Annotated in this window: 20 protein-coding genes and 2 pseudogenes; 12 read left to right on the top strand and 10 right to left on the bottom strand. The window is 62.8% G+C overall.

The annotated features are described in order from the left end of the window. Window positions 1–9: 9 nt before the first annotated feature. On the top strand, window positions 10–369 hold the full coding sequence (locus tag APH33_RS10515) for a PilZ domain-containing protein (RefSeq protein WP_054885065.1): 360 nt from the start codon (window positions 10–12) through the stop codon (window positions 367–369). Window positions 370–414: 45 nt separating this feature from the next. Next, on the top strand, window positions 415–1,854 hold the full coding sequence (gene sbcB / locus APH33_RS10510; RefSeq protein WP_054885064.1) for an exodeoxyribonuclease I: 1,440 nt from the start codon (window positions 415–417) through the stop codon (window positions 1,852–1,854). 67 nt (window positions 1,855–1,921) lie between these two features. On the opposite strand, the gene mvaT is transcribed toward sbcB, so the two are convergent. Beyond that, window positions 1,922–2,299 carry a histone-like nucleoid-structuring protein MvaT gene (mvaT, locus tag APH33_RS10505; protein WP_054885063.1) on the bottom strand — a complete coding sequence of 126 codons (378 nt, stop codon included), beginning with the start codon at window positions 2,297–2,299 and terminating at the stop codon, window positions 1,922–1,924. Window positions 2,300–2,596: 297 nt separating this feature from the next. Here mvaT and purU point away from each other — a divergent pair, with 297 nt between their 5' ends. Together purU and APH33_RS27960 are read left to right on the top strand one after the other, a co-directional pair. Then, window positions 2,597–3,448 (top strand): formyltetrahydrofolate deformylase, encoded by an 852-nt coding sequence (gene purU, locus APH33_RS10500; RefSeq protein WP_023378897.1) that lies wholly within the window; start codon window positions 2,597–2,599, stop codon window positions 3,446–3,448. 147 nt (window positions 3,449–3,595) lie between these two features. Next, entirely contained in the window at window positions 3,596–3,826 is a 231-nt protein-coding gene (locus tag APH33_RS27960; protein WP_082433544.1) for a hypothetical protein, read from the top strand. On the opposite strand, the gene APH33_RS10495 is transcribed toward APH33_RS27960, so the two are convergent. From APH33_RS10495 to APH33_RS27950, 5 genes and pseudogenes are all read right to left on the bottom strand, one after another. Beyond that, the gene (locus APH33_RS10495) at window positions 3,732–4,724 is read right to left on the bottom strand and encodes a lysylphosphatidylglycerol synthase transmembrane domain-containing protein (RefSeq protein WP_054885062.1); all 993 of its coding nucleotides are present in this window, start codon (window positions 4,722–4,724) and stop codon (window positions 3,732–3,734) included. The genes APH33_RS27960 and APH33_RS10495 overlap by 95 nt on opposite strands. After that, window positions 4,721–5,485, bottom strand: a complete 765-nt coding sequence (locus APH33_RS10490; protein ID WP_054885061.1) for a DUF2334 domain-containing protein — start codon at window positions 5,483–5,485, stop codon at window positions 4,721–4,723. The genes APH33_RS10495 and APH33_RS10490 overlap by 4 nt, the downstream gene beginning before the upstream one ends. After that, the gene (locus APH33_RS10485; protein ID WP_054885060.1) at window positions 5,478–6,599 is read right to left on the bottom strand and encodes a glycosyltransferase family 1 protein; all 1,122 of its coding nucleotides are present in this window, start codon (window positions 6,597–6,599) and stop codon (window positions 5,478–5,480) included. Before APH33_RS10485 ends, APH33_RS10490 begins: the two co-directional genes overlap by 8 nt. Window positions 6,600–6,797: 198 nt before the next feature. Continuing rightward, window positions 6,798–7,394: pseudogene (locus APH33_RS27955) on the bottom strand (methyl-accepting chemotaxis protein); the annotation flags it as partial. Window positions 7,395–7,655: 261 nt separating this feature from the next. Continuing rightward, window positions 7,656–8,672, bottom strand: a pseudogene (locus APH33_RS27950) (cache domain-containing protein); the annotation flags it as partial. Window positions 8,673–8,836: 164 nt separating this feature from the next. Between APH33_RS27950 and APH33_RS10475 the strand changes: the two are divergent. After that, window positions 8,837–10,312, top strand: coding sequence for a helicase HerA-like domain-containing protein (locus APH33_RS10475; RefSeq protein ID WP_054885058.1), 1,476 nt, complete (start codon window positions 8,837–8,839; stop codon window positions 10,310–10,312). A gap of 158 nt (window positions 10,313–10,470) precedes the next feature. Here the strand turns inward: APH33_RS10475 and APH33_RS10470 are convergent, their stop codons facing one another. Both APH33_RS10470 and APH33_RS10465 read right to left on the bottom strand, forming a co-directional pair. Beyond that, a complete protein-coding gene (locus APH33_RS10470) occupies window positions 10,471–11,943 on the bottom strand; it encodes an inorganic phosphate transporter (protein ID WP_054885057.1) in 1,473 nt (490 codons plus the stop codon). Window positions 11,944–12,259: 316 nt separating this feature from the next. After that, on the bottom strand, window positions 12,260–12,460 hold the full coding sequence (locus tag APH33_RS10465; RefSeq protein ID WP_027917930.1) for a hypothetical protein: 201 nt from the start codon (window positions 12,458–12,460) through the stop codon (window positions 12,260–12,262). Window positions 12,461–12,913: 453 nt separating this feature from the next. Here APH33_RS10465 and pcaR point away from each other — a divergent pair, with 453 nt between their 5' ends. The 7 genes from pcaR to pcaC all read left to right on the top strand — a co-directional run bounded on the left by pcaR (window position 12,914) and on the right by pcaC (window position 20,828). After that, entirely contained in the window at window positions 12,914–13,789 is an 876-nt protein-coding gene (gene pcaR, locus APH33_RS10460; protein ID WP_054885056.1) for a pca regulon transcriptional regulator PcaR, read from the top strand. A gap of 291 nt (window positions 13,790–14,080) precedes the next feature. After that, window positions 14,081–15,424, top strand: a complete 1,344-nt coding sequence (locus APH33_RS10455) for an MFS transporter (protein ID WP_054885055.1) — start codon at window positions 14,081–14,083, stop codon at window positions 15,422–15,424. Between the two features lie 152 nt (window positions 15,425–15,576). After that, complete coding sequence (pcaF, locus tag APH33_RS10450; RefSeq protein ID WP_177332383.1) at window positions 15,577–16,782, top strand: 3-oxoadipyl-CoA thiolase; 1,206 nt, start codon at window positions 15,577–15,579, stop codon at window positions 16,780–16,782. Between the two features lie 188 nt (window positions 16,783–16,970). Then, window positions 16,971–18,260 (top strand): MFS family transporter, encoded by a 1,290-nt coding sequence (locus APH33_RS10445; RefSeq protein WP_054885053.1) that lies wholly within the window; start codon window positions 16,971–16,973, stop codon window positions 18,258–18,260. Window positions 18,261–18,269: 9 nt separating this feature from the next. After that, window positions 18,270–19,622, top strand: a complete 1,353-nt coding sequence (locus APH33_RS10440; RefSeq protein WP_054885052.1) for a 3-carboxy-cis,cis-muconate cycloisomerase — start codon at window positions 18,270–18,272, stop codon at window positions 19,620–19,622. Window positions 19,623–19,633: 11 nt separating this feature from the next. Next, window positions 19,634–20,425 (top strand): 3-oxoadipate enol-lactonase, encoded by a 792-nt coding sequence (gene pcaD, locus APH33_RS10435; protein WP_054885051.1) that lies wholly within the window; start codon window positions 19,634–19,636, stop codon window positions 20,423–20,425. Between the two features lie 10 nt (window positions 20,426–20,435). Next, complete coding sequence (gene pcaC, locus APH33_RS10430) at window positions 20,436–20,828, top strand: 4-carboxymuconolactone decarboxylase (protein WP_028635111.1); 393 nt, start codon at window positions 20,436–20,438, stop codon at window positions 20,826–20,828. On the opposite strand, the gene APH33_RS10425 is transcribed toward pcaC, so the two are convergent. Together APH33_RS10425 and APH33_RS10420 are read right to left on the bottom strand one after the other, a co-directional pair. Beyond that, window positions 20,825–21,337: a DUF962 domain-containing protein gene (locus tag APH33_RS10425; protein WP_054885050.1), complete on the bottom strand. Its 513-nt coding sequence runs from the start codon at window positions 21,335–21,337 to the stop codon at window positions 20,825–20,827. The two genes, pcaC and APH33_RS10425, sit on opposite strands and share 4 nt — an antisense overlap. Window positions 21,338–21,518: 181 nt before the next feature. After that, window positions 21,519–22,442 (bottom strand): LysR family transcriptional regulator, encoded by a 924-nt coding sequence (locus APH33_RS10420; RefSeq protein WP_054885049.1) that lies wholly within the window; start codon window positions 22,440–22,442, stop codon window positions 21,519–21,521. Window positions 22,443–22,559 lie beyond the last annotated feature (117 nt).

Below are 22,559 nucleotides of genomic sequence, written 5' to 3'. Positions count from 1 at the left end.
CTCGCTATCATGTTCATCCAGCGCCATATCGAACGCCATCAGTTGCCTTGTGTGCTGACGGTCTACAACCGTTTCACCGATCAGCCGATCGGTCAGCTGGGCAATGCCTCCGAAGACGGCATCATGCTGATCAGCTCGCTACCCGTGCTGGTCGGGCCGGACTTTGAACTGCAATTGCGCCTGCCGTTGGCGGGTGGCGGGTTTCAGTTCATCAACCTGACCGCCAGCTGCCTGTGGTGCCGGGAAGACCAGACCCCGGGCCACTACGATTCTGGCTTCATGCTGTTGCAGGCGCCGCGCGAATACGATGAATTCGTCCGCTCGCTGCGCGACTATTTCAGTTTCCGCCCCGCCAACGCTTCCGCCTGAGCCTGTCTCCGCTAGAATCGGTCGACCTTGAAACAGGACGACCCCGTGACTTCCAGCATCTTCTGGCACGACTACGAAACCACAGGCATCAACCCGCGCTGCGACCGGCCGCTGCAGGTTGCAGGTGTGCGCACCGATTTCGAACTCAACGAGATCGAAGAACCGATCAACCTCTACTGCCGCCCCTCGGACGATATTCTGCCGCACCCGGCGGCCTGCCTGGTCACTGGCATCACCCCCGAGCAACTCGCCAGGCAGGGCTTGTGCGAAGCCGAGTTCATGACCCGGGTGCACGCGCAACTGGCGCGCCCCGGCACATGCAGCGCCGGCTACAACACCCTGCGTTTTGACGATGAAGTCACCCGCTACAGCCTGTACCGCAACTTCTTCGACCCTTATGCCCGCGAGTGGCAGGGCGGCAACAGCCGCTGGGACCTGATCGACGTGGTGCGCACTGCCTATGCCCTGCGCCCGGAGGGTATCGTCTGGCCACAACAGGACGGGCGCACCAGCCTGCGCCTGGAATTGCTCAGCCAGGCCAATGGCATCGACCACGGGCATGCCCATGAAGCGCTTTCCGACGTACGGGCCACCATTGCTTTGGCACGCCTGATCAGGCAGAAACAACCCAAGTTGTACGAATGGCTGTTCCAGTTGCGCAGCAAGCACAAAGTGATGGAACAGATCTGCCTGTTGCAGCCGATGGTGCATATATCCGGGCGCTTTTCTGCGGCGCGTAATTATCTGGGCGTGGTCTTGCCGTTGGCCTGGCACCCGCGTAATCGCAATGCACTGATTGTGTGCGACCTGCACCAGGAAACCCTACCGTTAATAAGGGAAAGTGCCGAGGTACTGCGCGAGCGTTTGTACACGCGGCATGAACAATTGTCCGAGGGGCAATTACCGGTTCCGCTCAAGTTGGTGCAGATCAATCGCTGCCCCGTAGTGGCTCCGCTTTCGGTATTGCGCCCTGCCGATCAGCAGCGACTGGGCATCGATTTGCCACAGGTGCAATCACGTGCTGAACAACTGGCTAAGCAACAGGCGCTGTGGCAAGACAAGCTGGAGTTTATCTATGGCAAGGAAGATTTCGCTGCGGTGGAAGACCCGGAACAGCAGTTGTATGACGGTTTCATCGGTGATCGCGACCGTCGCTTGTGCGAGCAAGTTCGTACGCTGGACCCTGCCCAGTTAGCGCATGGCCACTGGATGTTCGATGATCCGCGCCTGCCGGAGTTGCTGTTCCGGTATCGCGCCCGTAACTTCCCGCAGACCCTGAACAGCGAAGAGCGTCAACGCTGGTATGGCTTCTGCCAGCAACGCCTGAGCGAACCGCAGTGGGGCGCACCGAACACGCTGGGGGATTTCGAGCAGGCCAGGCTGAGCGCCTGGGCCAGCGCCGACGAGGCCGGACGGCGGGTGTTGGAGGCGTGGCAGGCGCATGCCCGCAACTTGGCTGAGCAGTTTGCCATCAGTGTTGAATGAACAAACAAAAACGCCGGCATCATGCCGGCGTTCTTGTTGGTATATGTAGCAGCGTTGCTGCGGACAATCAGTCCAGCAGGGTCGCCCAGCTTTCAACCACGTCGCCGCCCCATTTGGCTTTCCATTCTTTCAGGGCCTTGTGGTTGCCGCCTTTGGTTTCGATCACTTCACCGTTGTGCGGGTTCTTGTATTGCTTGACCTTGCGCGCACGCTTGGTAGCAACAGGTTTCGCTGCACCGCGTGGGCCTTTGCTCAGTTTCGACTCTGGGTCGAGCAGGGCAATGACGTCGCGCAGCGACTTGGAATATTCGCCCATCAGGTTGCGCAGTTTGCCTTCGAACTCCAGTTCTTTCTTCAGCTTGTCATCCTGCGACAGGTTGGCCAGGCGGGCCTGAAGTTCCTTGATGGCTTCTTCGGTAGCGCGGTACTCGTTGATCAGGGACATGGAGTGTTCCTTTAATGCGTGTTCAGAAATGTGTGAGGCAATAATAGACAGGCGATACTCTCAAGTAAACATATTATTCAGTACTTAACTGTTATTAGCCCTGTGACAAAATATCTCAAGATTAAGAAAATTTTACATAAGGCCCTGGACTTCGGCCTGGTTGTCATCAGGCTGTAGCCGCCGGGCTCACGGCCACGGTGGCCGGGCATATCATTGCCGGCGGGCGCGATGATTACTGCGTTTTTCTGGTCGGGCCGCTAGAATGAGCGCCTTTGCGAAGTTCTGGAGTCTTAATTCATGCGCACCTATCGTCTGGTGATCGCCTGCCCCGACCGTGTTGGCATCGTGGCGAAAGTCAGTAATTTCCTGGCCTTGTACAATGGCTGGATCAACGAAGCCAGCCACCACTCTGATGAACAGAGCGGCTGGTTCTTCATGCGCCATGAAATCCGCGCCGAATCGCTGCCATTCGGTATCGAGGCGTTCCGTGAGGCCTTCGCGCCGATCGCCGAAGAGTTCTCCATGACCTGGCGTATTACCGACTCGGCGCAGAAGAAGCGTGTGGTCTTGATGGCCAGCCGCGAATCGCACTGCCTGGCTGACCTGCTGCACCGCTGGCACACCGATGAACTGGACTGCGAGATCCCGTGCGTGATTTCCAACCACAACGACCTGCGCAGCATGGTCGAGTGGCACGGTATTCCGTTCTTCCACGTGCCGGTCGACCCCAAGGACAAGGCCCCGGCCTTTGCCGAAGTGTCGCGCCTGGTTCAGGAGCACGCGGCTGACGTGGTGGTGCTGGCGCGTTACATGCAGATCCTGCCGCCGCAACTGTGCCAGGACTATGCCGAAAAGGTCATCAACATCCACCACAGCTTCCTGCCATCGTTCGTCGGCGCCAAGCCGTATCACCAGGCAGCCCTGCGTGGCGTGAAGCTGATCGGTGCGACCTGCCATTATGTAACCGAGGAGCTGGACGCCGGCCCGATCATCGAGCAGGACGTGGTGCGTGTGAGCCACGCCGACAGCATCGAAGACATGGTCCGCTTCGGCCGTGATGTCGAGAAGATGGTTCTGGCCCGTGGCCTGCGCTATCACCTGGAAGACCGCGTACTGGTGCATGGCAACAAGACCGTGGTATTCGACTGATAGTCAGTGGGGCTGCGCAGCAGCCCTTGTGGGAGCGGGCGTGCCCTCCAATCAGGCGGTGCGATGGATGGCACCGGCTTCGCCGGTGTTCGCGGGCACGCTCGCTCCCACAGGGGCGTGAAGCACCCTCGTTAACGGGAGTCACTTATGGCCAAGCGTAACCAGCCCACAGCCTCATCCCCACCCACCCTCGGCGAAGGCTGCCTGGCCCGCTACGACCCCGAAGCGTTGAGCGACGACGACGGTACCGACTTCCCCGATGCCGCCCAATTGTGGCGCCAGCTCAACCCGCCTGACCCCGCCAGCGCTCCAGCAACGGACGCGCCAGCAGGCAGAAAAACACCGGCCCGCCCGCCAGCAGATAAAAGTAGTAAGTGATCGCCCGCCAGATGAAGATCGCCGCTGCGGCTGTCGAACTGCCCACCAGCGGCGTCAGCAGGCTGGCTGATGTCAGCTCGGCGGCACCAGCGCCACCTGGCAGCAGGCTGAATTGCCCGGCGCTGAGCGACAGCATCTGCACCAGGAAGCTCGGGATCCACGATAGCTCCACCCCCAGTCCCTGCAGCACCAGGTACAGCACGCTGTAGCGCAGGCTCCAGTGCAGGCAGGTGAGGGTGAACACCAGCGCCAGGGTGCGTTTGGGCAGCTGCCAGGTCTGTGCCAGGGCGTCGATGAAATGCAGAACCTTGCGGGCCCAGCGGCGTTTGCGCCTGGCGGGCATGCCCAGGCGTTGCAGCAGGCGCCCGTTGAAGCGCATCACAGCCCGGCGATAACGCAGCAGTACCACGATCATGGTCAGGGCTGCACACAGCAGCAAAGCGCTGCCCAGCAACATGCTTTGCTGACTGCGCCCGAGGCTGTGGAACAGGGCATAACCGGCAATCGCCAGCATCGCGCAGAAAAAGAACAGCAGGTCGTTCAACTGATCCATGGCAAATACCGCACCACTACGGGCCGGCCCGATGCGGTCACGGGCGAGCAGGGCCATCAGGGTGATCGGGCCGCCGCTGCCGCCAGGCGTGGTACAGATGGCGAACTCGGTGGCCATCACCACGCCCAGGCTGCGCACCCGACCCAGCTGCGCCGCCTGCTGGCCGAGCAGCAGGCGCAGGCGCATGGCATTGATCAGCCAGCACAGCAGGATCATGCCGAGCAGGGCCAGCAATAACCGGGTGTCGAAGGCCGCCAGCCTGGGCAGCAGTTCGTCGCCGCCGAGCCAAGCCGGCACCAGCAGGGCGCCAGCCAGTGCCAGGGCGAGCCAGCCGAAGCGGTTCATGCGCCCACCTGGCGCTCCAGCCACGCCGACTTGGTCAGTGGCTCCCGGCCTTGCTGCAGCAAGTGATCGAGGGTGTGCAGCCAGTAATTGCGCGATGAGCGGTGGCGCATGTCGACAGGATGCAAACCCAGACGCAGGGTGTCAGCGCTGCGCCAGCGCCGACACTGCCAGTCGCAGACCACCTTCGACAGCCCCCGGCGCCAGGCGCTGCGTGCGCTCCATACCAGCCCCGGCGCCTCGAACGCGGTGAAGTCCGGCAAGCGGTAAAGGTGCCGGGGCGTGCTGGTGTAACGCAGGGGGAGCTGGCTCAGTGCCTGCCGGGTGCCTTGGCTCATCAGCCAGGCCGGGGCGACGAACCCGGCCACTGGCCAGCCTTGCCCGGCGAACAGCGCCAGGCCTCGTTCCAGGCGCTGCAGGGCTTGGGCCTGGTCCAGGGCATAGAATTCGCCTTCGTGGGTGTAGATGCGCCGCATGAAGTACTCGCCGAGGCTGCGCGGGGTGGGCCCATCGTCGGCGTGGTAAAAGCCGTGCAGGGCCAGCTCGTCACCCTGCGCCAGGCGCCGTTCGAGCAGGCGGCAGAAGGTTGGTGAGCGGGTCAGCGGGTTGCGGTGATGAAAGTCCGGCACCACCAGCCAAGTCATTGGCACGTCACCCATCTCGTCCACGGCCTGCACGAACGGCTGGTAGTCCGGCCAAGTCTCGGGCGCCACATCGTGCAGCACCAGCATCAGGCTGCCCGAGGCGGTAGCGGCCTCAGCCATGGGCGCGGACCTGAGGTTGGTGGCCGAGCACTGCCTGGTAGTGTTGCAGCAGGCCGCAGACCACGTTGTCCCATGAATAATGTTGCTCCACATGGCGGCGAGCCTGGGCACCCAGCTTGCGCACGCCGGCTTCGAACGCTTCGCGCACCGCCAAGGCCATCGCCCGGCCATCATTGGCCGGGCACAGGCGGCCACACTGATCGTTGACGATTTCGCCGAACGCCCCGGCGCGAACCGCGACCACCGGCGTGGCACTGGCCATGGCTTCGAGGATGACCAGGCCGAAGGTTTCCTGGTCGCCGGCATGCACCAGCAGGTCGGCGCTGGCCATCAGCCGGGCGACTTCTTGCGGCGGGCGGAAATGGTCGATGACGGTGACGTTCCCGGGCACGCTGGCCGGCATGTTCGAGCCGACCAGCAACAGGTGGTAGGGCTGCCCAAGGTGTTGCATGCATTCGAGCAGCACGGGCAGGTTCTTCTCCCGTGAGCCTCGCCCGGCATAGATGAGCAGGCGGCTGGTATCGGCGATGCCCAGCTGGGCCCGCAGTTGCGGGTCGCGCCGGTCAGGGTGGAAGGTCTGCAGGTCGACACCCAGGCGCTGCACGTGCACGTCGCGCACGCCGAGGCGGCGCAGTTTGTCGGCCATCACCAGGCTCGGCGCCAGCACCCGGTCGAAATTGCCATAGAGTTTGCTCACATAGGCTTCGACATTCGGTGTGAACCAGTTACCCATGCGGTTGCTCACCAGCAGTGGCAGGTCGGAGTGGTAGAAGCCGATCACTGGCACGTCCAGTTTGCGCCGGGCTTCCAGCGCCGCCCAGGCAGTCAGGTAAGGGTCGCCGACTTCGATCAGGTCGGGCTTGAGGTGGCGCAGCACGTTGCACCAGGGCGCCAGGCGCACCGGGAAGCGGTAGCCGTTGCCGAAAGGCAGGGGCGGTGCAGGGACCTGGTAGATGCCATCGGCATGGCTGGCGCTGGGGCCGGGGATCAGAAGGCTGTGGCGTACGCCCGCAAGCGCGTCGAGGCGATGGTGTTTGGCGTCGAGGTAAGTCCGCACGCCGCCGCTGGCCGGGGCGTAGAACATGGTGATGTCGGCGATGTGCACGATCAGCATCCCTCCGGGATCGTCTTCGGGTTTGTCATCTGGCGATGACGCGCCTAAAGGTTGACCTACCAGAAGGATAGTTTGTTCGATCGGGTTGGGCGGCAGGGCAGGGGTGGATTCTTCGCGGCTTAAGCCGCGCTCCTGCAGGGAATTGCGCAATCCTGTAGGAGCGGATTTAGCCGCGAAGCAGGCGACGCGGTCTGGCGGTCAGATCCGGAAGCTGCCGACCAGATGCTTCAGGCGGGTGGCCTGCTGCTCCAGGTCCGAGCAGGCGCGCAGGGTGGCCTGGAGGTTCTCGACACCTTCCTGGTTGAGCATGTTGATTTCGTTGATGTCCATGTTGATCGAGTCGACCACTGCGGTCTGCTCTTCCGTGGCAGTGGCCACCGACTGGTTCATGCCGTCGATTTCGCCAATGCGCACGGTCACGCTGTCCAGGCGCTCGCCGGCCTGGTTGGCGATCTGCATGCTGTCCTGGCTGTGGCGCTGGCTCTGGCTCATGGTATCGACCGACTCGCGGGCGCCGACCTGCAACTCTTCGATCATGGTCTGCACCTGCTGTGCCGACTCCTGGGTGCGGTGCGCCAGGTTGCGTACCTCGTCGGCAACCACGGCGAAACCACGCCCGGCCTCACCGGCGCGGGCCGCTTCGATCGCAGCATTGAGCGCCAGCAGGTTGGTTTGCTGGGAAATACTGGTGATCACTTCGAGGATCTGGCCGATGTTCACGGTCTTGCTGTTGAGCGTCTCGATGTGCGCGCTCGAGGTGACGATCAGGTCGGACAGGCGGTTCATCGCGGCGATGTTGCGCTCCACCACCTGCTGGCCTTCCTCGGCCAGCAGGCGCGCGGAGCTGGCGTGCTGCGAGGCTTGAGCGGCATTGCCAGCGATTTCCTGGGCAGCGGCGCCAAGTTCGTTGATGGCTGCGGCGACACTGTTGGTGCGGTTGGACTGCTCGTCGGAGTTGGCCATCGATGAATTCGAGGCGCTGATCACGCGCAGGGCCACTTCATTGACCTGCTCGGTCGCCGACGACACTTCGCGGATCGAGCCGTGGATGCGTTCGACGAAGCGGTTGAAGGCTTTGCCGAGGATGCCGAACTCGTCGTCGCTGTGGATGCTCAGGCGCTTGGTCAGGTCGCCTTCACCTTCGGCGATGTCTTCCATGGCCCGGGTCATGGTGAGCAGCGGCTGCATCAGCACGCGGATCAGCAGGCCGAGCAGGCCGATGATGATCACCACCGCCACCAGCGTGGCGATCACCGCCGAGGTGCGGAAGGTGCTGAGCATGGCAAAGGCCTTGTCCTTGTCCACCGAAAGACCGATGTACCAGTTGGCCGAAGGCAGGCCCTTGATCGGGGTGAAGGTCAGCAGGCGGGCTTGGCCGTCGGCGCTGACTTCGGTCAGCGCGCCGGACAGTTTCGGCGTGTCCTGTGGGAACAGGTCCGACAGCGACTTCATCACCAGATCCTTGTCCGGGTGGACCAGGATCTTGCCTTGGTCGTTGACCAGGAAGGCATAACCCATGCCGCCAAAGTTCAGCGAGTTGATGATTTGTACCAGGCCATCGAGGGCAAGGTCGCCACCGACCACGCCGACGTTGGCGGAAACCTTGCTGATGATGCCGATGACCATCTTGTTGGTGGCCATGTCGATGTAAGGCTCGGTGAGAATGGTGCCCTGCGCGTTCATGCCGTCCTTGTACCAGGGGCGGGTGCGCGGGTCGTAGCCATCGGGCATCTTGGAATCAGGGCGCACGCTGAAGCCACCATCGACCTTGCCCAGGTAGACCGTGAGGAAGCTCGAGATCAGGGCATTCTGGCCCATCAGTGTTTCAGCGTTGGCCGGTTGCTGGGCAATGTTCTGCGCCAGGTTTTCGACCAGTTTGATACGGCCATCGAACAGGTTGCGGATGTTGGTCGAAGTGGACTCGCCCATTTCAGCCAGATAATTCTCCAGATCCTGGCGGATCGCATTACGCTGAAGGTAATCGTTGTAAACGGTGAACAGGCTGAAGGCGAGTATCACGATCAATGACGCAGCCAGAAGGATCTTGTGGCTGAAACGCAGGTTTTTGTTCATGGCGTAATCGATTCCGCTAAGGTTTTATCGGGCGTTCGCACGGTATCGCTGCAAACAGTGCAACATCCCGAAAAGTCCTTTTCGGTTGCTCCTGTCTATTAAGGCGAATATCACCCAATGGTATCGGCCGAATTAAGCCAAAGCTTGAGCGGGGGATGAGAGAGATGTCGGATAGTTCGACCATAGTTGTAGGTGCTGACCCAGGCGGTCAGCCAGTCCAGCAAGCCATGCGTCTGGCCAATCGCCATGGCCTGGTCGCCGGTGCTACGGGTACTGGCAAGACCGTGACCCTCCAGCACCTGGCGGAGGTGTTCAGCGATGCCGGGGTGGCGGTGTTCGCGGCAGACGTCAAAGGCGACCTGTGCGGCCTGGGTGCTGCAGGCACGCCACAAGGCAAAGTGGCCGAGCGAATCGCTGGCATGCCTTGGCTTGGGCATACCCCCCAAGCCTATCCGTTAACGCTCTGGGATGTGGCGGGGCAGTCGGGGCACCCGTTGCGGACCACGCTCAGCGAAATGGGCCCGCTGCTGCTTGGCAACCTGCTGGAGTTGACCGACAGCCAGCAGGCCGCCCTGTATGCGGCATTCAAGGTGGCGGATCGCGAAGGCTTGCTGCTGCTCGACCTGAAAGATCTCAAGGCCCTGTTGGCGCACCTGAAGGACAACCCGCAACTGCTCGGCGAAGACAGTGCGTTGATGACCACTGGCTCGACTCAGGCCTTGCTGCGCCGGCTGGCGACGCTGGAGCAGCAAGGGGCCGAGGCGCTGTTTGGCGAACCGGCGCTGCAACTGGAGGACCTGTTGCGGCCGGATGCCGATGGCCGCGGGCGTATCCACCTGCTCGACGCCAGCCGGCTGGTGCATGAGGCGCCGAAGGTGTACGCGACATTCCTGCTGTGGTTGCTGGCTGAGCTGTTCGAGCAACTGCCGGAGCGCGGTGATGCTGACAAACCGGTACTGGCGCTGTTCTTCGATGAGGCGCATCTGTTGTTCAACGGCACGCCGAAAGCACTGCAGGACCGTCTGGAACAGGTGGTACGGCTGATCCGTTCCAAGGGGGTTGGCGTGTATTTCGTCACCCAGTCGCCGGGCGATCTGCCCGATAGCGTATTGGCCCAATTGGGCTTGCGTATCCAGCATGGCCTGCGCGCCTTTACCGCCAAAGAGCAAAAATCGCTCAGGGCCGTGGCGGATGGCTTCCGCCCGAACCCGGCGTTTGACAGCCTGGCGGTGCTGACCGAACTAGGGATTGGCGAGGCGTTAGTCGGCACCCTGGAAGACAAGGGCACGCCGGCGATGGTCCAGCGGGTGCTGATCGCGCCACCGCAATCGCGGATCGGGCCGCTGAGTGCGGCCGAGCGCAGCGCGTTGATTGCGGCTTCGCCTTTGCTGGGGCGGTATGACAAGGCGATCGACCGGGAGTCGGCGTATGAGATGCTGACCCAGCGCAAAGGTGAGCCGGTCGAGCCGGCGCCAGTGCCGAAAGCGGATGAAGAGAGTTTCGCCGACAAGGCAGGGGATTTTTTGCAGAGTGCGGCGGGGCAGGCGATCAAGTCGGCGGTGCGCCAGGCGGCCAATCAGTTCGGGCGGCAATTGGTGCGGGGGTTGATGGGGTCATTGCTGGGTGGCAAGAAGAAGTGAAGGCAGCGCGGCCTTTGTGGGAGCGGCCTTGTGTCGCGAAAGGGCCGCCCAGCGGCCCCAGCAATCTGTGCTTTTGCATAGATCCTGGGGCCGCTTCGCAGCCCTTTCGCGACACAAGGCCGCTCCCACAGGGCGCCTTTTCAGTGCAGCGGGATCGCTCAGGCCAGTGCCTTGGACGCCAGCCAGAACAGGCCGGCCGCCAGGCCCATCGAGGCCGGCAGGGTCAGTACCCAGGCCAGCAGGATGGTCTTCACGGTGCCGCCTTGCAGGCCGCTCTTGTTGGCGACCATGGTGCCGGCAACGCCGGACGACAGCACGTGGGTGGTCGACACCGGCAGGGCGAACACGTTGGCCATGCCAATGGCGCAGGCTGCGGTGATCTGCGCAGACATGCCCTGGGCATAGGTCATGCCCTGCTTGCCGATCTTTTCGCCGACGGTCAGTACCACACGCTTCCAGCCGACCATGGTGCCTAGGCCCAGGGCCAGGGCAACGGCCACGATCACCCAGAACGGAGCGTATTCGGTCGTGGCGGTCAGGTCCTTGCGCAGCTTCTCGAGGTCGGCCTTTTCACGGGCCTCCAGGCCAGGCAGCTTGCCTACTTTCTTCGCAGTGTCGTCCAGGCACAGCAAATAGCGGCGCACTTCAACACGCTTCTCGGCATCCAGCGCATGGTAGTCGGTCACGCTTTGCAGCGACGCCTGCAAGGCGGCAATGGTCGGTTCGGTCTGTTGCGGGTTGCAGCTGAACTGCTCCGGCAAGTCGGTCGACTTGGCCTTGCCCAGTGCCAGGAACTCGCCGAGGGTGGCGGCGTTGCGCTGGTAGAACTGGCTCATGTGCAAGGTGGCGTCGCGGGTGCGCTCGATCTGGTAGGTGGTGCTGTTCAGGTCGAGGACGAACTTGGCCGGAACGATGCCAATCAGCACCAGCATGATCAGGCCGATGCCTTTCTGGCCATCGTTGGAGCCGTGCACGAAGCTCACGCCCATGGCCGAAATCACCAGGACCAGGCGGTTCCAGAACGGTGGGTGCTTCTTGTCGTCGAGCTTGCGGCGCTGTTCCGGCGTCTTATGCATCTTCGACAGCGGGCGCCACCATTTCAGGCCGATGAGCACCAGGGCTGCGACAGCGAAGCCGGCGATCGGCGAGACCACCAGCGACATGGCGATGTCGATCGCCTTCTGCCAGTTGACGCCATCGCCCAGCGGGATGTCGTTGATCAGTGCATTGGCCAGGCCCACCCCGAGGATCGAGCCGATCAGGGTGTGCGAGCTGGATGCGGGGATGCCGAAGTACCAGGTCCCGAGATTCCAGGTGATGGCGGCGGCCAGCAACGAGAAGACCATGGCCAGGCCATGCCCGGTATTCACATTGATCAGCAGCTCGACCGGCAGCAGGTGCACGATGGCGTAGGCCACCCCGACACCACCGAGCAGAACGCCGAGGAAGTTGAACACCCCGGAGAAGAACACGGCCAGGTGTGGTGGCATGGCTTTGGTATAGATGACGGTGGCTACCGCGTTGGCGGTGTCATGAAAGCCATTGATGAACTCGAATGCGAGCACGAAGGTCAGGGCGAGCAGCAGGCTCACCAATACCCAGGCATCCAGTCCGCTGAATAAATCGATCATGAAGGTTGTCTGGCGGTCATAGGGGGGCGGGATTATGCCAGAAAACCATGGCAATCGATGCACCCACTGCTGACCGATGGCAGCGTTGTGAGTGCGCTCTCAGCCTGGCTGGCGGCGAGATTTGGCGGAATAAGTTCCGCAAAAAGACGAGAAAAAAGCAAAAAAAACGGCAAATATCCGGGAAAATCCAGGGGCGATCAGGCTTCAAACGGTTGTATGAAATTTGTGTGATTCCATTTCATCCTCGGCTTTTCAGTAAAGATAAGCCGCGTCGAGGGCGCTGCGCCCGCGACGTGATGGCCGTGCAGCGAGCAGATCAGGGTTGCTCGCTGCGCAGTTCCTTTTCCATTTTTTCCAGTTCCTGGCTGAACGCCTGGTCCTGGACAGTGGCACGTTTGCGCCACGGCTTGCGTTCCGGTTCCGGTTGCGCGGCATAGGTGGTGACTTCACCACCGTAAACTTCCTTGTAACGTTCTGCCTGGCGCTCGAGTTCTGCGCGCAGTTCATCTTTCGTCACAGTAATACCTGAATGAGTAGTCGTGGGTTGGTGTTGTGCACAGGACAAATTGTCCATACATGCGACTGCTGTGGGCGAACGAAACCTGGCCAGTGTTGCATGGCAGCGTGTCGATCCGGGCCAGCGGAATCGATTATAGCAATCAGTAAATCGTCAAACAGGGGGTGTTTATGTAATGGCGTGCAAAGTTTCAATAACCTTGGCGGTTCGTACAAACTTTGAGCAAACAGTACCTGCTGCAGTTCACTGTTTTTTAACCAAAGCAGAAATAAAACGGCCCCGCACGAGGCGAGGCCGTTGCCTTGGGACTTCTACGGTGGGTACCTGACCAGTCTCTCCAAAGAAGCCACATGTGGCAGGAGAAAGGTATAAGTAAATTTGTCGGCGGTCAATTGCGATTATCGGCCGTTCGTTCGATAATCGCACGAGCCAGCGATTTATTTGAGGTGAGCGATGAACGACGAAACCACGGCCAACGAAACTGCCAACCCAGAAGCGCCCCGCCCAAGCGCACCTGCGCTGGCACCGCCGATCGTGGCTTCGCCGGCCAAGCGTATCCAGGCGTTTACGGGTGACCCTGATTTCATGACCTCCCTGGCGCGTGGCCTGGCGGTGATCCAGGCCTTCCAGGAGCGCAAGCGCCACCTGACCATCGCCCAGATCAGCCATCGCACGGAAATCCCCAGGGCTGCCGTGCGCCGCTGCCTGCACACCTTGATCAAGCTGGGTTACGCCACTACCGATGGGCGTACCTATTCGCTGTTGCCGAAAGTGTTGACCCTGGGCCATGCCTACTTGTCGTCAACACCGCTGGCGGTGTCGGCCCAGCCCTACCTGGACCGCATCAGCGACCAGTTGCACGAGGCTGCCAACATGGCAACCCTCGAAGGCGACGACATCCTGTATATAGCCCGCTCGGCTACGGTGGAGCGGCTGATTTCGGTCGACCTGTCGGTCGGCGGGCGGTTGCCGGCCTATTGCACGTCCATGGGCCGTATCCTGCTGGCGGCGATGGACGACACCAGCCTGCGCGAATACCTCGACCGCGCCGACCTCAAGGCGCGCACCAGTCGTACCCTGAATGACCCAGAGTCATTGTTCGCCTGCATTCAGCAAGTGCGGGAACAGGGTTGGTGCGTGGTCGACCAGGAACTGGAACAAGGGCTGCGCTCGATCGCCGTGCCTATATATGATGCGTCCGGGCAGGTGCTGGCGGCGCTGAACGTGAGCACTCACGTCGGGCGGGTGACGCGCAGTGAACTGGAGCAACGCTTCCTGCCGATCCTGCTGGCGGCCAGCCGCGATCTTTGTCACCAGTTGTTCGGCTGACAGCATTGGCGAGACTGTTTCCTGTTCGATAAACGCACAGTGTCGCTCCGGGTCAATTGCGCCTCCTCCAATCGCTGATTAATGTCTCTCGCAACGGTCGGCTCAGCCGACCGATACAAGAAAAACATAAGAGGCGCATCTCATGACCACTGTCACTCGACTGCCGCGGCCGCACCCGTTCGCAGTACCGTTGTATCCAGGCTGACTCAGGCCGCACTTCATCGCTATCAAGCCCTGTACTGTCGACCCTGGTGCAGTGGCCGAACCGTGCCCCCTTTCTGGATAATAACAATGAACCAACCACAGTCTGTCGGGAACGATCTCGACGTTCAGTCCTTCATCAATCAACAACCGCTGTCGCGCTATCAGTGGCGCGTGGTGATCCTCTGCTTTTTGATCGTCTTCCTCGATGGCCTCGACACGGCTGCAATGGGCTTCATCGCGCCAGCCCTGTCGCAAGAGTGGGGGATCGACCGTGCCAGCCTCGGCCCGGTAATGAGTGCCGCGCTGATCGGCATGGTGTTCGGTGCCCTGGGTTCCGGGCCGCTGGCCGACCGTTTCGGGCGCAAGGGTGTGCTTGTCGGTGCGGTGCTGGTGTTCGGTGGTTTCAGCCTGGCTTCGGCCTATGCCAGCAACGTTGATCAGCTCCTGGTGCTGCGCTTCCTCACGGGCCTGGGGCTGGGGGCGGGGATGCCCAATGCCACCACGCTGTTGTCCGAATACACCCCTGAGCGCCTCAAGTCGCTGCTGGTGACCAGCATGTTCTGCGGCTTCAACCTGGGCATGGCCGGCGGTGGCTTCATTTCGGCGAAGATGATCCCGGCCTACGGCTGGCACAGCCTGCTGGTGGTCGGTGGCGTGCTGCCGCTGCTGCTGGCCGTGGTGCTGATGGTCTGGCTGCCGGAGTCGGCGCGATTCCTGGTGGTGCGCAACCGCGGTAACGACAAGGTGCGCAAGACCCTGGCACCGATCGCGCCGGCGGTGGTGGCCCAGGCGACCAGCTTCAGTGTGCCGGAGCAGAAGGCCGTGGCTGCGCGCAATGTGTTTGCGGTGATCTTCTCGGGTACTTATGGCCTGGGCACGGTCCTGCTGTGGCTGACCTACTTCATGGGCCTGGTGATCGTCTACCTGCTGACCAGCTGGCTGCCGACGCTGATGCGCGACAGCGGCGCCAGCATGGAGCAGGCTGCGTTCATCGGTGCGCTGTTCCAGTTCGGCGGCGTGCTCAGCGCTGTAGCGGTAGGCTGGGCCATGGACCGCTTCAACCCGCACAAGGTCATTGGCATCTTCTACCTGCTGGCCGGTGTGTTTGCCTACGCCGTGGGCCAGAGCCTGGGCAATATCACCGTGCTCGCGACCCTGGTGCTGGTGGCTGGCATGTGCGTCAACGGCGCGCAGTCGGCCATGCCGTCGCTTGCAGCACGCTTCTACCCGACCCAAGGCCGCGCCACAGGCGTATCGTGGATGCTGGGTATCGGCCGCTTCGGCGCCATCCTTGGGGCCTGGAGTGGTGCAACGCTGTTGGGCCTGGGCTGGAATTTCGAGCAGGTCTTGACCGCCTTGCTGGTGCCGGCGGCGCTGGCGACGGTGGGGGTGATCGTCAAAGGGCTGGTGAGCCACGCCGACGCGACCTGATCCGGCGGGGCTGCACTGCGGCCCCGTAAACGGAGATGGATAGCAGAGCAACATTTGGTTCGATAATCGCACATATAGTCGATTATCGAATTGTAAGCGACCCCTCTGTCTCCTTAATCTGGGCTCAACGTAGCACCCCTGGCAGGAGAAGCCTGATGCGTGAAGTATTTATCTGTGACGCCATCCGCACCCCGATCGGCCGCTTCGGCGGCGCCCTGGCCGGCGTGCGTGCCGACGACCTGGCGGCTGTGCCGCTGAAGGCGCTGATCGAACGCAACCCGTCGGTACAGTGGGGCGAGCTCGACGAAGTGTTCTTCGGCTGCGCCAACCAGGCCGGTGAAGACAACCGCAACGTCGCGCGCATGGCCCTGTTGCTGGCCGGCCTGCCAGAGAGCGTGCCGGGCGTGACCCTGAACCGCCTGTGCGCTTCGGGCATGGATGCCATCGGTACTGCCTTCCGTGCCATTGCCAGCGGCGAGATGGAGTTGGTGATTGCCGGCGGCGTCGAGTCGATGTCGCGTGCGCCGTTCGTCATGGGCAAGGCCGAAAGCGGCTATTCGCGCAACATGAAGCTGGAAGACACCACCATCGGCTGGCGTTTCATCAACCCGCTGATGAAAAGCCAGTATGGCGTCGACGCCATGCCGGAAACCGCCGACAACGTGGCTGATGACTACAAAGTGTCCCGCGCTGACCAGGACGCCTTCGCCCTGCGCAGCCAGCAGAAGGCGGCTGCGGCCCAGGCCGCCGGCTTCTTCGCCGAAGAGATCGTGCCGGTGCGTATCGCCCACAAGAAGGGTGAAACCATCGTCGAGCGTGACGAGCACCTGCGCCCGGAAACCACCCTGGAAGCGCTGACCAAGCTCAAGCCGGTCAACGGCCCGGACAAGACGGTTACCGCCGGCAATGCCTCGGGCGTCAACGATGGCGCTGCGGCACTGATCCTGGCCTCGGCCGAGGCAGTGAAGAAACACGGCCTGACCCCGCGCGCCCGGGTACTGGGCATGGCCAGCGCCGGCGTCGCGCCGCGTGTCATGGGCATCGGCCCGGTGCCGGCGGTGCGCAAGCTGACCGAGCGCCTGGGTGTGGCGGTCAGTGATTTCGATGTGATCGAGCTCAACGAAGCGTTTGCCAGCCAAGGCCTTGCGGTATTGCGTGAGCTGGGCGTTGCCGACGATGCGCCGCAGGTGAACCCCAACGGCGGCGCCATCGCCCTCGGCCACCCGTTGGGCATGAGCGGTGCGCGCCTGGTGCTGACAGCACTTCACCAGCTGGAGAAGAGCGGCGGCCGCAAGGGCCTGGCGACCATGTGTGTGGGCGTTGGCCAAGGTCTGGCGTTGGCCATCGAGCGCGTTTGATCAGTGCCGGCCTCTTCGCGGGTAAACCCGCTCCCACAGGGGGAACCACGCCTCCCTCTGTGGGAGCGGGTTTACCCGCGAAGAGGCCGGCGCTTTCGACACAAGGCCATTTGCCAGCCCGCAAGCTGAACGAGTGTGTTACCGGGTATGTCTAGACTTACCTGTGACCCTTCAGGAGTAAACACACCATGACCTCAACCTATTACACCGGTGAAGAGCGCAGCAAGCGCATCTTCGCTATCGTCGGTGCCTCATCGGGCAACCTGGTTGAATGGTTCGACTTCTACGTCTATGCCTTCAGCGCGATCTACTTCGCCGCGTCGTTCTTCCCCTCCGACGACCCCACCGTGCAGTTGCTCAACACGGCCGGTGTCTTCGCTGCAGGTTTCCTCATGCGCCCGATCGGTGGTTGGCTGTTCGGCCGCCTGGCCGACCGCCATGGCCGCAAGAATTCCCTGATGATCTCGGTGCTGATGATGTGCTTCGGCTCGCTGATGATCGCCTGCCTGCCGACCTATTCGAGCATCGGTGCCTGGGCACCGGCGCTGCTGCTGCTCGCCCGCCTGATCCAGGGCCTGTCGGTGGGAGGCGAGTACGGCACCACCGCGACCTATATGAGTGAAGTGGCCCTGCGCGGCCAGCGCGGCTTCTTCGCGTCGTTCCAGTATGTGACCTTGATCGGTGGCCAGTTGCTGGCGGTACTGGTGGTCGTCATCATGCAGCAACTGCTCACCGATGAAGAATTGCGCGCCTGGGGCTGGCGCATTCCGTTCGTGGTTGGCGCCATCGCCGCGCTGATTTCGCTGATGCTGCGCCGCTCGCTGCACGAGACCAGCAGCGCCGAAACCCGCAAGGACAAGGACGCCGGCACCATCAAAGGGCTGTTCCGCCACCACACCGCAGCGTTCATCACCGTACTGGGTTATACGGCCGGCGGTTCGCTGATCTTCTACACCTTCACCACCTACATGCAGAAGTACCTGGTCAACACTGCCGGGATGCCGGCGAAGACCGCCAGTTTCGTGATGACCGGCGCGCTGTTCCTGTACATGGTGATGCAGCCGTTTTTCGGCATGCTCTCCGACCGCATCGGCCGGCGTAACTCGATGCTGCTGTTCGGGGCGCTGGGCACGCTCTTCACCGTACCGCTGCTGATGGCGCTGAAGACCGTGAGCAGTCCGTTCATGGCCTTCGTGCTGATCACCCTGGCGCTGTGCATCGTCAGTTTCTACACCTCGATCAGTGGCCTGGTGAAAGCCGAGATGTTCCCGCCGCAGGTCCGTGCGCTGGGCGTGGGCCTGGCTTATGCAGTAGCCAACGCGGCATTTGGTGGCTCGGCCGAGTACGTGGCCCTGGGCCTGAAGACCATGGGCATGGAAAACACGTTCTACTGGTACGTGACGGCCATGATGGCAATCGCTTTCCTGTTCAGCTTGCGCCTGCCCAAGCAGGCGGAATACCTGCACCACGATGATTAAGGACGTTGCATGAGCAACCAATTGTTCGACGCCTACTTCACCGCGCCGGCCATGCGCGATGTGTTCTCCGACCGTGGCCGGCTGCAGGGCATGCTCGATTTCGAAGCCGCGCTTGCGCGTGCCGAGGCCGCCGCCGGCTTGGTACCGCACAGCGCCGTGGCGGCCATCGAGGCAGCTTGCCAGGCCGAGCGCTATGACGTGCAGGCCCTGGCCGATGCCATCGCCACTGCCGGCAACTCGGCGATCCCGCTGGTCAAGGCGCTAGGCAAGGTGATCGCCAGTGGTGTGCCTGAAGCCGAACGCTACGTGCACCTGGGCGCCACCAGCCAGGATGCGATGGATACCGGGCTGGTCTTGCAGTTGCGCGCTGCACTGGACCTGATCGAAGCCGATCTCGGCAAGCTGGCCGAGACCCTGGCTCGCCAGGCCTTGCTGCATGCCGACACGCCACTGGTGGGGCGCACCTGGCTGCAACATGCCACGCCTGTGACGCTTGGCATGAAGCTGGCGGGTGTGCTCGGTGCCTTGACTCGCCATCGCCAGCGCCTCCAGGAACTGCGCCCGCGTCTGCTGGTGCTGCAGTTCGGCGGTGCTTCGGGCAGCCTGGCGGCCTTGGGTAGCAAGGCCATGCCGGTGGCTGAAGCGCTGGCCGAACAACTCAAGCTGAGCCTGCCCGAGCAACCTTGGCACACCCATCGGGATCGGCTGGTGGAGTTCGCTTCGGTATTGGGCCTGGTTGCCGGCAGCCTGGGCAAGTTCGGCCGTGATGTCAGCCTGTTGATGCAGACTGAAGCCGGGGAGGTGTTCGAGCCTTCCGCACCGGGCAAAGGTGGCTCCTCGACCATGCCGCACAAGCGCAACCCGGTGGGTGCGGCGGTGCTTATCGGCGCCGCTATCCGCGTGCCGGGCCTGCTTTCGACGCTGTTCGCCGCCATGCCCCAGGAGCATGAGCGCAGCCTCGGCCTTTGGCATGCCGAATGGGAAACCTTGCCGGATATCTGCTGCCTGGTCTCTGGCGCCCTGCGCCAGGCCCAGGTGATCGCCGAAGGCATGGAAGTGGATGCCGAGCGCATGCGCCGCAACCTCGACCTGACACAAGGCCTGGTGCTGGCCGAAGCGGTCAGCATCGTGCTCGCCCAGCGCCTGGGCCGTGACCGTGCCCACCACTTGCTGGAGCAATGCTGCCAGCGGGCCGTGGCCGAACAGCGCCATTTGCGCACCGTGCTGGGTGACGAGCCGCAGGTCAGTGCCGAGCTGAGCGCGGAAGAACTCGACCGCCTGCTCGATCCTGCTCATTACCTCGGCCAGGCCCGCGTCTGGGTGGCGCGCGCCGTGGCTGAACATCAACGTTTGACTGCCTGAAGGAGACCGCTGTGGCGCACTTGCAACTGGCCGATGGCGTACTGAACTACCAACTCGACGGCCCGGCCGATGCGCCGGTGCTGGTCCTGTCCAACTCGCTGGGTACTCACCTGGGCATGTGGGACAGCCAGATTCCGTTGTGGAGCGAGCACTTTCGCGTGCTGCGCTACGACACCCGTGGCCATGGCGCTTCGCAGGTCACTGATGGCCCTTACAGCATCGAGCAACTGGGCCAGGATGTACTGGCGCTGCTCGACGCGCTGGACATTCAACACGCGCACTTCGTCGGCCTGTCCATGGGCGGCCTGATCGGCCAGTGGCTGGGTATTCATGCCGGGGCGCGCCTGCACAGCCTGACCCTGTGCAACACCGCCGCCAAGATCGCCAACGACGAGGTGTGGAACACCCGTATCGACACCGTGCTCAAGGGCGGCCAGCAAGCCATGGTCGACCTGCGCGATGCGTCCATCGCCCGCTGGTTCACCCCGGCGTTTGCCCAGCAGCAGCCACAAGAAGCCCAGCGCATCTGCCAGATGCTGGCGCAAACCAGCCCGCAAGGGTATGCCGCCAACTGCGCGGCCGTGCGTGACGCCGATTTCCGTGAGCACCTGGGCCGCATCCAGGTGGCGACGCTGATCGTCGCCGGCACCGAAGACGTGGTCACCACGCCGGAGCATGGCCGTTTCATGCAGGCCGGTATCATCGGTGCCACCTACGCCGAGTTCCCGGCCGCGCACCTGTCCAACGTCGAAATCGGCGAGGCATTCAGCCGCCGCGTGCTCGACTTCCTGCTGGCTCGCTGAGGATTTGGCCATGGATGAGAAACAACGTTACGACGCTGGCATGCAGGTTCGCCGTGCGGTGCTGGGTGATGCCCATGTGGACCGCAGCCTGGAGAAGCTCAACGACTTCAACGGCGAATTCCAGGAAATGATCACCCGGCATGCCTGGGGTGACATCTGGACCCGTCCGGGCCTGCCGCGGCACACCCGCAGTCTGATCACCATCGCCATGCTGATCGGCATGAACCGCAACGACGAGCTCAAGCTGCACTTGCGCGCGGCAGCCAACAACGGCGTGACCCGCGACGAGATCAAAGAAGTGCTGATGCAAAGCGCGATCTACTGCGGCATCCCGGCAGCCAATGCCACCTTCCACCTGGCCGAGTCGGTGTGGGATGAGCTGGGCGTAGAGTCGCGGGGTTAAACCCCGCGCACGGCCACCGGCCCGGCATTGGCTTCCACAGCCTGTTTCAGTGCCGGGCACAGGCCCAACATGAATGCCGCTTCAGCCACCACGAACAGCGGGCCGATGATCAGCCCGCTGATATCGTCGACGAATGCCGGTTTGCGGCCTTCGTAATGATGCCCGACGAACTGGATGATCCAGCCCACCACGAACGCACCCAGCCCGGCGCCGAGCCACAGGCCGGTGGTTTGCGTGGCCAGTGCCTGGCCGAGCCACAGGCACAGGCCCAGCAGCAGGCCCATGACCAGGCCGAAGCGCAGGTCCAGGCGCAGGTAGAAGCGCACGGCAGCGGCCGCGGCGAGCAGGGCAGGTGATAGCCAGATACCGGCAACGTCCCAGCCGGGGCGCGACAGCAGCACTGTGACGGCGACGACGATCAACGGAATGCCGACGAAGTGAGTGGCGATGTTGCGTGGGTCGCGGTGGTAGTTGGCGTATTGACTCAGGTGTTCGACGAGGTTTTTCATTGTTGTTCCTCCCTGGTTTGCCTGATCGGGGTGTGCTGGCCTCTTCGCGGGTAAACCCGCTCCCACAGGTACGGCGCAGTTCTCCGCAGCTGTGGTATCCCTGTGGGGGGGTACCCGCGACAGGGCCGGGACTGGCAACCCATATAGCCCAGAATAGCCGGAAGCCACCACCATCATCAGCTCAGCGAATGGCCGTCACGCGCATTGGTGCATCCAGCCCCACCAGGGTCTCGATCATTGCCCGTGCCGCCGGTGACAACCGGTAGCCGCTGCGGCTGACCACTCCACACCTCACGCTCAGCACTTCCAGTGCCGGTGGCAGGTTGCGCCAGTGCAGGCGCACCAGGCGCCCGTTGGCGAGGTCCTCGGCCACGGCCTCTTCACTGGCCGTGCCCACGGCATCGCTGGCCAGCACCACGCTGCGCAATACCGCCAGGTGCTCGGTCTGCAGGTGCGGGATGAAGTCGCTGCGCCCACTGAGGTTGGCCAGGCGCTTGCGCACGCCAGGGGCGAGCAGGGCGCTGGCCAAGGGGTAGGCGAACAGATCGTTGGTCGACAGGCTGTCCTTGGCCAGCAGCGGGTGGCCGGGGCGGCAGAAGAACAGCCCGGGGCGCGGCGTGAGCGGTTCGGTATGGAAGTTGGGGTCGGCTTCGAAGGGGCGGATGTCGTCAACGAAGAACTCGATTTGTTCGCGCCGTAAGGCCTGGCCCAGGCGCTCGGCATTGTCCACCATCAGCGCCGTGCGGATGCCGGGGTGGCTGGCGATGAAATGCTGCAATGCTTGCGGGACCAGGCGCACAGCCAGGGCCGGGCCGCTGCCAAAATGCAGCTCACCCGCGTCGAGCTTGGTCATCTGCAGCACTTCATTGCTCAACTGGTTGGCGCCTTGCACCAGGCGGCGGGCGTGCTGCAGCACCACCAGGCCCTCGGGAGTAGGGTGCAGGGCTTTGCTGGCGCGGTCGACCAGAGGGCAGCCGAAGTTTTGTTCGAGGCTCTGGATGGCCCGGCTGAAGGCGGGTTGGGTGATGCCCATGGCTTCGGCGGCGCGGACGAAACTGCGGTATTCGGTGAGGGCGATGAAGTAGCGCAGTTGGCGAAGGTCCATGTCGAGGCTCTGCGGCGGAACAGGGCTCGATTTAAGCGGTTACTGCATATGTCGTCAAAGAAGGTTTATTGATGTGGTTATGTCTTTTAATTATTTAAAGGGCAGCTGGCCTCTTCG

Source organism: Pseudomonas sp. NBRC 111130, assembly GCF_001320485.1.
In the GTDB taxonomy this organism is placed as follows: Bacteria; Pseudomonadota; Gammaproteobacteria; order Pseudomonadales; family Pseudomonadaceae; genus Aquipseudomonas; species Aquipseudomonas vlassakiae.
The sequence above is the reverse complement of the archived record's forward strand: the minus strand, read 5'-3'. Positions and strand labels throughout refer to the sequence as shown.

Excerpts from the sequence above, each read along its gene's own strand:
- APH33_RS27960 (WP_082433544.1), top strand. The coding sequence starts at position 3,596 with ATGGCCAAGCGTAACCAGCCCACAGCCTCATCCCCACCCACCCTCGGC.
- APH33_RS10445 (WP_054885053.1), top strand. The coding sequence starts at position 16,971 with ATGACCTCAACCTATTACACCGGTGAAGAGCGCAGCAAGCGCATCTTC.
- APH33_RS10440 (WP_054885052.1), top strand. The coding sequence starts at position 18,270 with ATGAGCAACCAATTGTTCGACGCCTACTTCACCGCGCCGGCCATGCGC.
- APH33_RS10495 (WP_054885062.1), bottom strand. The coding sequence starts at position 4,724 with ATGAACCGCTTCGGCTGGCTCGCCCTGGCACTGGCTGGCGCCCTGCTG.
- APH33_RS10470 (WP_054885057.1), bottom strand. The coding sequence starts at position 11,943 with ATGATCGATTTATTCAGCGGACTGGATGCCTGGGTATTGGTGAGCCTG.
- mvaT (WP_054885063.1), bottom strand. The coding sequence starts at position 2,299 with ATGTCCCTGATCAACGAGTACCGCGCTACCGAAGAAGCCATCAAGGAA.
- APH33_RS10490 (WP_054885061.1), bottom strand. The coding sequence starts at position 5,485 with ATGGCTGAGGCCGCTACCGCCTCGGGCAGCCTGATGCTGGTGCTGCAC.
- APH33_RS10485 (WP_054885060.1), bottom strand. The coding sequence starts at position 6,599 with ATGCTGATCGTGCACATCGCCGACATCACCATGTTCTACGCCCCGGCC.
- pcaC (WP_028635111.1), top strand. The coding sequence starts at position 20,436 with ATGGATGAGAAACAACGTTACGACGCTGGCATGCAGGTTCGCCGTGCG.
- APH33_RS10420 (WP_054885049.1), bottom strand. The coding sequence starts at position 22,442 with ATGGACCTTCGCCAACTGCGCTACTTCATCGCCCTCACCGAATACCGC.
- pcaR (WP_054885056.1), top strand. The coding sequence starts at position 12,914 with ATGAACGACGAAACCACGGCCAACGAAACTGCCAACCCAGAAGCGCCC.
- purU (WP_023378897.1), top strand. The coding sequence starts at position 2,597 with ATGCGCACCTATCGTCTGGTGATCGCCTGCCCCGACCGTGTTGGCATC.
- APH33_RS10455 (WP_054885055.1), top strand. The coding sequence starts at position 14,081 with ATGAACCAACCACAGTCTGTCGGGAACGATCTCGACGTTCAGTCCTTC.
- APH33_RS10425 (WP_054885050.1), bottom strand. The coding sequence starts at position 21,337 with ATGAAAAACCTCGTCGAACACCTGAGTCAATACGCCAACTACCACCGC.
- APH33_RS10475 (WP_054885058.1), top strand. The coding sequence starts at position 8,837 with ATGTCGGATAGTTCGACCATAGTTGTAGGTGCTGACCCAGGCGGTCAG.
- APH33_RS10515 (WP_054885065.1), top strand. The coding sequence starts at position 10 with ATGTTCATCCAGCGCCATATCGAACGCCATCAGTTGCCTTGTGTGCTG.